Annotated in this window: 1 protein-coding gene and 1 pseudogene; both read left to right on the plus strand. The window is 57.5% G+C overall.

From position 1 onward, the window contains the following. Window positions 1–106 (plus strand): annotated as a pseudogene (locus D1Z90_RS22165) (hypothetical protein); the annotation flags it as partial. Window positions 107–166: 60 nt separating this feature from the next. Next, window positions 167–448, plus strand: coding sequence for a hypothetical protein (locus D1Z90_RS21870; protein WP_232525348.1), 282 nt, complete (start codon window positions 167–169; stop codon window positions 446–448). The last annotated feature ends 115 nt before the right edge of the window (window positions 449–563 follow it).

Below are 563 nucleotides of genomic sequence, written 5' to 3' on the forward strand. Positions count from 1 at the left end.
GTCTTGCACTCCTGTTGCAGTAAAGGCAACGGCCGGTCTCCGCAAGCTCGGGGAGCAGAAGAGCAATGATATTCTGGCTGCTGTGCGTCGCCATCTGGAAAACGACCTCCCTATGGCTGCGCTCGCCGACATTTGCAACGCCCAGAACGCTCAGAGTCCCTCGGGTGTGCCTTCTGTCACTGCTCCTTTGTCGACCGGCTCATCCCCCAAGTCGACCAGCGTGGGAGCTTCGCACGTCGTCCCCATGTACCCCACTGGTACTGGCTCCAGCTCCGGCGGCCACAGTGGTGGACACAGCACTGTGCCTGCTGCGACTGGCACGCCCAAGCCGCCTGTTGCTAGCTCCCCTGCTCCTTCCACTACGAATGTTCCCAACAACAATGGCGCTGGCAAGCTCGAGTTCGGTCTTGCGGCTGTTGTTGCTGGTATCATGGCTGCTGCTTTGTAGGTTGGGTGAAGAACAGGGTGGTGATGAGGTTGGAGAAGGGACGTTTCCGCGGAGGATGGAGCGTGGTTTTGGTAGTTCTTCGTATATAATTGGAAACCTATTTGGACAATAACAG

It is taken from the genome of Motilimonas pumila (genome assembly GCF_003596335.1).
GTDB lineage: Bacteria > Pseudomonadota > Gammaproteobacteria > Enterobacterales > CBDFNC01 > Motilimonas > Motilimonas pumila.